7 protein-coding genes and 1 pseudogene are annotated in these 9,077 nt (G+C 65.3%); 3 read left to right on the top strand and 5 right to left on the bottom strand.

Features of this window, described 5'->3' with window-relative positions; translation table 11 throughout:
• Window positions 1–433: pseudogene (locus tag KN815_RS15105) on the top strand (site-specific DNA-methyltransferase); the annotation flags it as partial.
• Here KN815_RS15105 and KN815_RS15110 read toward each other — a convergent pair.
• On the bottom strand, window positions 400–789 hold the full coding sequence (locus tag KN815_RS15110; protein WP_216342453.1) for a hypothetical protein: 390 nt from the start codon (window positions 787–789) through the stop codon (window positions 400–402). The pseudogene KN815_RS15105 and the gene KN815_RS15110 overlap by 34 nt on opposite strands.
• A 228-nt stretch (window positions 790–1,017) precedes the next feature.
• On the opposite strand from KN815_RS15110, the gene KN815_RS15115 reads away from it, so the two are divergent.
• Both KN815_RS15115 and KN815_RS51530 read left to right on the top strand, forming a co-directional pair.
• Window positions 1,018–2,334, top strand: coding sequence for a recombinase family protein (locus KN815_RS15115; protein ID WP_301184582.1), 1,317 nt, complete (start codon window positions 1,018–1,020; stop codon window positions 2,332–2,334).
• Window positions 2,331–2,459, top strand: coding sequence for a hypothetical protein (locus tag KN815_RS51530; protein WP_301184583.1), 129 nt, complete (start codon window positions 2,331–2,333; stop codon window positions 2,457–2,459). The genes KN815_RS15115 and KN815_RS51530 overlap by 4 nt, the downstream gene beginning before the upstream one ends.
• 185 nt (window positions 2,460–2,644) lie before the next feature.
• On the opposite strand, the gene KN815_RS15120 is transcribed toward KN815_RS51530, so the two are convergent.
• The 4 genes from KN815_RS15120 to KN815_RS15135 all read right to left on the bottom strand — a co-directional run.
• Window positions 2,645–3,451: a hypothetical protein gene (locus KN815_RS15120; RefSeq protein ID WP_216342455.1), complete on the bottom strand. Its 807-nt coding sequence runs from the start codon at window positions 3,449–3,451 to the stop codon at window positions 2,645–2,647.
• Window positions 3,452–3,465: 14 nt separating this feature from the next.
• Window positions 3,466–7,428: a golvesin C-terminal-like domain-containing protein gene (locus tag KN815_RS15125; RefSeq protein ID WP_216342456.1), complete on the bottom strand. Its 3,963-nt coding sequence runs from the start codon at window positions 7,426–7,428 to the stop codon at window positions 3,466–3,468.
• A 54-nt stretch (window positions 7,429–7,482) separates the two neighbouring features.
• A complete protein-coding gene (locus KN815_RS15130; protein WP_216342457.1) occupies window positions 7,483–8,409 on the bottom strand; it encodes a hypothetical protein in 927 nt (308 codons plus the stop codon).
• A 2-nt stretch (window positions 8,410–8,411) separates the two neighbouring features.
• On the bottom strand, window positions 8,412–9,077 hold a 666-nt coding region (locus KN815_RS15135), incomplete at its 5' end, for a hypothetical protein (RefSeq protein WP_216342458.1).

A 9,077-nucleotide genomic window follows, 5' to 3' on the forward strand; every position in this document is an offset into this window, starting at 1 on the left:
TGCCTTCACCCAGATCCTCACCCAATGCCGCACCATGCTGCGCCCGGGTGGCACGGCCGTCGTCACGACCCGGCCCTGGCGAGCACGCGGCGAACTCATCGATCTTCCCTCCGCCGTCCTCGCCGCCGGAGGCGCCGCCGGGATGATTCCCTCCGAGCGCTGCGTCGCCCTCCTGGCCGGCATCCGCGACAGCCGACTCATCGCCCGTCCCTCCTTCTTCCAAATGAAGAACGTCCGCGACGCCCGCCGCCAGGGCATCCCTCTCCACCTCGTTCAGCACGAGGACGTATTGGTCTTCACCCGCCCCGACCCCTCTGCGGCACAGCTCGGTGTGCCCCGGCCAACAGCGTGTACCGGCGGCTCCCAGCGCCCCACTCGGCAGACGACAGGCCGTTGCCACTACCGCCGGACGGACAAGCGGAGCAGAGGGTGAACCGGTACGAGCCGGATGGCGACGCGCACCGTGATGAAGACGGCCATGATGACGACCTCCAGACCGGCAGTGTCTGTTCCGGGGTGGGCGGTCTGGGCCTCGGCGCCCAGGCCGCCCACGGCGGCCGCATTGCCCCGCCGCACCCCAGCGCTGGCGGCGGCACTGGCCCCTGCATGCGGGAGCACGGGGTCGACTCCCAGATTGTCGGCGGTCGAGCCCGTCGATGCTCGCGCCATCATGATCCCCAAAATCGCGGCGAAACGCCCCCGGACGCCTTCCAGATGGTTCTCCCGCCGGATGGCCCGACGCTGACCCGGCCAGTCGCTGAGGTCCTGTTGCGGATGCTCACCCGACACGCCGGGCGGGCTGGCTCTCTTCAGAAGGCCGAGCTATCGGTGGTGGACCACCAGGACCGCCAAGGACCGAAAGGGTCCCCCGATGGCTGATGACAACCGCCCACTCCCATGGCTCCGAAAAGACCAACTCACGCCAGCACCCGTGCACACCGCCGGCCGCAAGCTGCTGTTCGCCTTCTGCGGACGCGTCTCCACCGAGGACCAGCAAGAGCCGGAAGCCTCGCGCCTATGGCAGCTGAACCGGGCCCAGGCACTGATCGAACCCGCGGGTGGGGAGATCGTTGCCGAGTACTTCGATGTCGGCCAGACCCGTGCTCTGCCCTGGAAACGCCGCCCCCGGGCGGCAGCGCGGACACCGCCCCGGTCGTGGCCAGGATCTTCACCGAGTTCCTCAGCGGGCATGGCATCTTCGCGATCGCCGAGGATCTGACCCGCGACGGTATCCCCAGCCCTTCTGCCCACGACCGGGCCCGCAATCCCCACCGCGATACTCGCGCCTGGGCCAAAAGCGCCGTCCGCGCGATCCTCGGCAATCCCCGCTACACCGGCCGCCAGGTCTGGAACCGTCAGCACAAGCACGAGGCACTGCTCGATATCCACGACGTCACCCTCGGCCACACCACCGCCATGCGCTGGAACAGCCAGGACAAGTGGATCGTCTCGAAGAAGATCGTCCACACTCCGCTGGTCGACGATGACGTCTTCGCGCGCGTCCAGGACCTTTTCGCGGTCCGCTCGCGCCCCGGCACCACTCACCAGAAGCACCGCACCCGCAACCCCTACCTGTACCGCGGACGCATCACCTGCGGTATCTGCACACGGCGGATGCAAGGACAGTGGTCCCACGGCGACGCCTACTACCGCTGCCGCTTCCCCGAGGAATACGCCCTGGCCAACCGCGTCCACCACCCCCGCAACATCTACCTCCGCGAGAGCTGGATCACCGTGCCACTCGACAACTGGCTGGCGACAGTGTTTCTGCCGCACCGGCTCGACGACACCATCGACCTCATGGCGACCGCGGCGGCACCCGACCAAGAGCCTGCTGCCGCCGCAGTTGCCCGCGCGGTCATCGCGGACTGCGATGCCAAGCTGGCCACCCACCGGACCGTCCTCGAAGCAGGCGCCGACCCCACCCTCGTCACACAGTGGATCGCCGAGACGCAGGCCCGCCGAGTCAGAGCCGAAGCTGAGCTGCGCTCGTCGTCGAAGGGGGCGGGCGCCCGGATGTCCCGCGATGAGATCGCCCGGCTCGTCCGGTCCATCAGCGACCTGGCCGCCGTCATCCAGCAGGCCGAGGCCGAGGACAAGGCCGAGATCTACCGGCTGCTGGGGCTCCGGCTCACCTACGCTCCAGCGCAAGCGACCGTGCGCGCCGAGATCTCGCTCGGCTCGAAGAACGACAAATCCCCACGGCCGACGAACAACCGTGGGGAATTGGTACGTGTCCGAGGACCGACACGCACCATACGTACACGCCGGTCTTGCGGGGAGAGCTGCTTCTGCCGTAGTCCCCGGGGTCGAGCCGGCGGCGGAGCGCCGTGACATCGACGACACGCCGCCACCTCCTACGGCGTGGCTGGGAGGGGATCGACCAGGTCGTCCGCTCGAGCAAGGACCTGGCCGCCATGGTTCGCCAGGCCGGGTCCGAGGACAAGGCCGAGATCTAGGGAACGTGGCCTATGGCCCGCGTCGATCTCGTGCTGCGTCACCCAGTTCCGCAGCTGGGTGACGCTCTTCCACGAGAACCTCGAGGGTCCGTGCCGACACCAGGCCCTTGCCCATATCGATGGCAGCGGCTCTCGGGTGGCTCCAACCACGGGTGACGCAAGGCTGGCGCAAGCCGCCACACCGGTCAACGGTCGCGGTCACGATGGGGATGGAGGCCATCGCCTTGGCGGCTGCGCGGCGGAGGGCAAGCTGCTTCCGACACGTCATGGGACGACAGCACCCCCGGTCGACCCGGGGCCAGGGTTACGTCGAATCGCAGGCATGCCGCGACATGAGGGGAGTCGCCCAGCGGGGTGTTGGTGAACCTTTGGGTGTTGGTGAACCTTTGGGTGATACTGACACTCCGCCGATGCCGTTCGACCAGGGCGTGGGGGCCAACGGCGTGTGCTATCTCGCTGGACGTCAACTCTCCGCCACCGGCATCGCTGACCAACTGTTCCCGGGCCTTGAAAGCCTTCCGGTAGACGGTGTCCAGTTCCCGCTCTCTGAGGTCCGGCCCCTGGCGGGGGCAAGCCTTCAGCGAGCGTGTCGTTACCGAGGCACCCAGGGCGCGCATGGGGGTGATGGTGTAGGAGTAGCAGCGAGTGACCTGACCCCGTCCTCCGGCGATCGGGTTGCCGTCGTCGTAGTGAGAGGTGAAGGCGGCCACGACCTCGGCTACGGCGTCGTGGACCGTGTAGGAGTCCAGGTTTGCGGTCCGCGAGACCTGCCACAGCGTGAAGTGAACTTGGGCGGACGAGGGGAACGGTGTGTTTCCACTCTGCCGGATGGCGCGGCCGAACGCATGGGCCAGGTCGGTGGATGCCTTGATGGCCGTCTGCTTGTTGTGGTGGGCCGTCCTTTTCTGCCCGATGTACACGCTGATGATGCCGATGAGTGCGAGGACGCACACCGCACCGAGGGCCTTGGCCCACGGTGCGGTGCGTCCCATTCCGGGATCACGCCTCAAGGGCGTTGCCTCCTGCTGTCCGGGGCGTCGTTCGCCTCGCGCAGACTTCCGATCGCCTGCTGCATAGCGTCAGCGTACGCGGAAGTTCCGGTCTTGTTGGGGTGGTAGCTCTCCCTGCTGATGCATCCACTGTCCGTCGAGAGGCACTTGAAGTCCCCATCTCCGTTCTGCGCTTTGACGAGCTTGTTGATTCCCTCGGGGTCGTCACAGGCCCGTTTTCCGTCGAAGCTGCGGTCGGGATTGACATAGACGATGTTCTTGTCGCCGAGGCTTTCCACGGTCTTCATTTCGGCCTGCTGCATGTAGACGGCCATGCGGTTGAGGATCTGCGCCCCTGTGGTACCCACGCCGGTCACGCAGGTGAGGCCGATGCTGCCGAAGAGTTGCGGATATCCCATGACCATGATCTTGGCATTCGGCGCCTTGGCGCGGATCAGCTCGAGCAAGGGGCCGACGCCGACGATATTGCGGTTCGGGTCGCCGGACTGAGCGGCATCGATCTTTTTCTTTATATCCTCTTCGGGAGGACAGCCGGTCAGCGCACATTGCTTGAGCACCTGGGGGAAGCCGGCATCGTTTCCTCCGATGGACAGGGTGACCATCGTAGTGTTCTCGTCGAGGACGCCGGAGTCGATTTGCGGTGCTTCCCTGAACTGTCCATCCAGGTTCACCACCCTTCCGTTGCTGCCCAGGTAGCCGCTCGTTTGCCGCGCGACATCCGTGGTCCACGCTCCCGAGCAGGCGACAAATCCTAGTTCGCTGTTCGTGGACCAGGCGTCGGCGAGTTCGCCAGCCGAAGTGGATTGCCCGGGAAGCTTCATCTTTCGGGGCCACGCATTCTTTCCGCGGCGACAGGCACTCCATGTGTCTTTCCCATAGTCGGCGTCGGTCTCGGTATAGTAGTTACCGGATCCTTCACCTGAGGAATAGGAATCGCCCAGGGCGGCGACGATGTCGCGTGGTTTTCCCGGGAGCGGCTGAAAGGCGACCGCGTCGAAGGCGATGTCGTCGTCCCCGGTGCCGTCCTCGGTTTCGGTGCTGAGTGTCACGCTGGCTCGACCATTGAGCTTGTAGACACCCAGAGACACCCAGTTGTTGGCTTTCCGGCCCTGATTGATATAGCGATCCTTTGTGGTCCCGTCACCCAGATTGATGACGTAGTGAGCCTGTTGCGCCCATGCGCCATGGTCGGGAAGATGGACCGCAATACGATGCCAGCCGGTTTGGGCGTTCTTCAACTGCCAGGTGCCAGAGACGTTCAGTTTTCCGCCCTTGTCGCCGGGCGTTCTGGTGTGGCCAAGATAGAAGTGGCCACCGAAACCGGCTCCCAACTGATGAAGGTCCATTTTCGAGGGGTACAGCCCCGAACCGTCACCGGCGAAAGCAAAGGTGAACTTTCCGGCGTTTGCCTTGGGCTGGGGGCAGTTGGGTCGAACCGAAGGAGTCCCATCAGTCGTGTCGTCGATGACGAGCGTGTTCGGCGGGGCCGCGTTGCCGCTGTCGGTCGCGTTCACCGAGCAGTTGGGCGGGTAGGCGGTGCCGTCTGCTTCTTCAGGGTATGAGGTGTTGAAGCGTATGATCTCGTTGCCGCAACTGGTGGAACAGTCCTTCCATTGAGCTTTTTTGTGCCACCAGCAGGTGAACTTGATGTCATCGCTGCCGGTAGCGATCTTGCAGGGCCCCGCGTTGGGCTCGTTCTCGGCTCCGTCGTTGATCTTGGAGGGATCACAGGAGTCGTCCGCCACCGTGCAGAACAGATCCTCCGGAGGCTTGACACTCTGCCGGTAGCCGTCGCTCGTCCACCACGCGGGCCTGAACGCGGCAACGGTCTTCCCGGGCGACTCCAGGGCGTCGAAGGAGTAGGCGGCGAACCCCAGGACCTTCTCCTCGTACGGCCAGTCCTGCGGGTGGGCGGCATCACGGGGGCTTGAGGACAGGAACGGGCTGCGCCCTGCATCCCATTCCGGGTTGGCCGGGTTGTTGCCCCAGCCCACACCCCACGCCCCACCGTGCTTGCTCGCCTCGCTCTGTGGGTGGAAACCGGAGTTGTACGCCCAGAGGGCGAAGAACCAGTTTTCCGGGCGTGCGGCGTCGCCGTTATTGATGGTGAGCCCGGCCAGACGGGTGTCATTCCACTTGTCGGTCAGGATCTGATGGCCGTACGCCAGGTTCACGGTGTAGTCGAGAGCGACGGCGCGCTGCACTTCGTATCGCAGGGAAGAACCCTCGCCGGGCTTCTCCTTGCCGGACAAACGCATACGGTCGGTCGCCTGGGTGATGCCGTATCCGCAGTCGGCCTTACTCCAGTTGATGGCCCACGGGTCGGGCTGCTGGCCATTGGAGGCATAGGAGATACCGTAGAAGTTGCCTATGAGTGGATTGCCGGTGACACCGGGTACCACCATCCGGGATGCCTGCCACATATTGGACTCTTGCATGGTGACACCGAGCATCACCTGTGCGGGAACGTGGCCGCCGCCCACCAAGCCGCTCTGGGTGAAGTAGTCGCCCGGAGAGTAGGCCGGCATCCCCAGGTTCTTCCAGTTCGCCGGTCGGTGGATGGCGTTGTCGAGGTTGTCCTGGATGAGCTGGTCAACGGCCCACTCGACCTGCCGCGGCTTGGGCTGCATGGCCTGGTTGCGCGGATCGTTGCGCGGTACCGAGCAGGTCCGTTCGCTCTCGCTCTCGACCGGGTCGCTGGGCGACGCGGCGCGCAGGCCGTGCCGTGCCGTGCCGGTCGGCGCCCGCAGTGCGGGGGACGGCTGCCTCCCCTCGCCCGCGTGCGCACCGGATGTGCTCGCCGGGTTCACGGAGAACGACGGCTTCTTTCCTGTACCGAGCACCGTGAGGGCTACGCGAACCGGTCGGGCCGAGGCGGCATCGGGATGCGGGTTGCGGGAGTTCTTACTGTCGGCCCATGCCGTCCTTGTCACCAGGGCTTCGGCGCGCGTTGAAACCTGTGCTTCTTTGGAGGCTGATGCCAGACGCCGCACCGAAGAGGGAAGTCGATCGGACATCTGCCGGGTGGCGCCGGTGACGAACACCTGTCCCGTAGCGCTGCGCGTGATACCCGTTTTGGTCAACGGTCCTTCTGCGAGCACAGAGGCGCGGTTCCTGGCACCGGGTGAGCCTGTCTGTGCAGGGGCGATCCGCTTCACTGTCGCCGTGCCCTTGGCGGTCTTGTCGAGGAAGACCACACCGCCCTCGGCATCGGGAGTCAGCCGATAGGGTACCGCCGAGGTGGTGGCGAGGGTAGTGAGCTTGCCCCGGTCACCGATGCTGACTACCTGCCCGGCCGCGGCCGCGGCGATCCCGCCACCGGACACAGGTACGGCCGAGGTCAGCTGGCCCGGTACCTCAACGGGCTTCTCCAGCTTGCCGGTCACGGCGTCGACCCGCACCAGCCGAGTCGCCGCCCTGTCCTCACCGCCGGACTGCGTGAGCACCGCGGTCTCCCCGGCTCCGCAGCCGGGGTTGTAGTAAGAGAGAGAGGCTTGCAGGCCGAGTTTGGAGACTTCTCCCGTCTCCAGATCGACGATCGCGGTGAAGCCGCCGCGGGCCATGAGCTGCGCCTTGTTGGTGAAGGTGCGTGGCGCGTATACCACGACGACACGCCTGCCCGAGGCGGTCACGCACGCGTTTCCGATCCATGCGTCCGCATCGAACCCCGGCTCGGCGAGGGTCGCGGCCGTCCGCCACGCGTAGCCGTCCTTCTTCTCGGCCGTCAGGATGTGGAAACCGTCAGCGTCACCGCTGGTGGTCCAGGTCCGGTCCGCGGACTTCTGCCAGCCGTTGCCGAGGATGCGGGTACGGTCTTCGGGCGAGACCGACGCAGGATCATTCTTCTCTGATACGGCTCGCGGCGGATCCGAAGGAGCCTTGGCGCCGGATTCCCCTCCTTGCGCCCAGGCCGCCTGAGTCTGTAAGAGCGACGCGCCCATGGCGAGCGCGGCGGTCATGGCGACGGCCGTCGATCTTAATCGTCTTCGCACATCAACTCCACGGTGACGGGTCTACTGGACGGCATTGACGGACTTCGCCTTGGCTACGGCCGACTTGATGGTCTTCCTTGCCTCATCCAGCGCCGCCTGGTTCTTGGCGATGGCGGTCTGCTGAAGAGCGACCTCCGCGTCGAACCAGACCTTCTCGACGTTGTATGTGCTTCTGCATGACACGTCCGCCTTCGCTGTGGCGATCTCCTCATCCGTCACGTTGTACGGATCGGAGAAGCGCGAGTCGTCGCCTGCATCCATCGGCTTGGCGTACGAGTAGCCCCGCGCCTTCATGCACGACGACCATTTGGCGAAGGCATCGACCACGCTCGGTGTGTTCATCGACTCAAGGTAGGAGTCATCGCTGATCTGCTGGGCAAGAGCGTCCGGCTGGGCCGAGGGAGCCTTCCCGTCGGCTTGCGCGACGCACCCCTTGAGTGTCGTGTCGTCGGCGCCGGACTCATCGACCGCGCCGGCCTCCTGGGCCTCGTCGTATGCCCGCTGTTCCGCCGCGTCCGGGTGGTATCCGCGCTTGGCCGCCAGCCCGGCATCGTGAATCCCGTACCGCCAGTCGGTGAGCGTCTTGCCGCCTATCTCGGGAAGGTCGGGGGCCGGCGTCCACTGGTCGTAGCCCGCGGCTTTCATGCACTCGTCGATCAGACTGTCCCGGGTGGCCGCGATGAGCCGGGTGTCTGCCTTCGCCGGCAGGTATGCCTCGATCGGCAGCCGCCAGGTTGCCGGATTTCCCGGGTCGCCCACCTCCGCCCTCGAGGCGTGGGCGCTGTCCGCCGCACTGGCCGATGACGTGCTGTCATGCATCGGTGACGTGCTTGCCAGGTTCCCGGCGTATGCCACAGCGCCCACCGTTACGGCTGCCACAACGGGAACCGCGACCTTCGCGATGGTCCTCTTGGATCCGCTCATCTTTCCCCCCTCTGCTTCCGCCACCGTCAGGAGGTCCAGCGGAATGAAGCGTTGTTGTTTTTGACGTGCCTGAACTGATCTATGTGCTGCCCAGGGCCCATTGCGTCCTGAGCGCCCTTGTAGCCACTGTTGAAATACACCCGGGCCATGTACTTGTAGTGCTCGTTCTCGCCGGAGGCAGCATTGTTCTTAAGCCGTTGCCCGGAGCCGGGCCATGGGTTGCTGACGCCGAGTGAGCAGAATTTCATGACGTGGACCGTGGGGTCACTGCCGCCGATCTTTACGGCGCTGAAGTCGTACACGCTGTATCCGATGTTTCTGTAGGCTCCACCCTGTCCCGAGTTGTAGTAGAGGTGGAGCTTGAATTTAGAGGCATAGGGGTCCTTGCAGACCTCCATGCTCATGATGTTCTCCTCGTTCCCGTTCGCCTGGGCGCTCGGCGCGACGGCTACCGAGACGAGAAGCGCGGCGACCACACTGCTCAGCGCACCAATCGTTTTACGCATGCTCCTCCAACCTTGAAGATCGATTGCAGCCTTGCGTGGCGTTCGCAGTTTCGAACGTGCGTGCACTGCGACGGGGTGACTATAGATGGTTTTCTGGCGTGGCGAGTGGTCGCCTGAATTGGGGTGGCGGGATCCCTGTCGCGGCCCCGAAGCTTTGTTCGGATGCTCTCCTGGATTGATCTGCAC

Source organism: Streptomyces niphimycinicus, assembly GCF_018883605.1.
GTDB lineage: Bacteria > Actinomycetota > Actinomycetes > Streptomycetales > Streptomycetaceae > Streptomyces > Streptomyces niphimycinicus.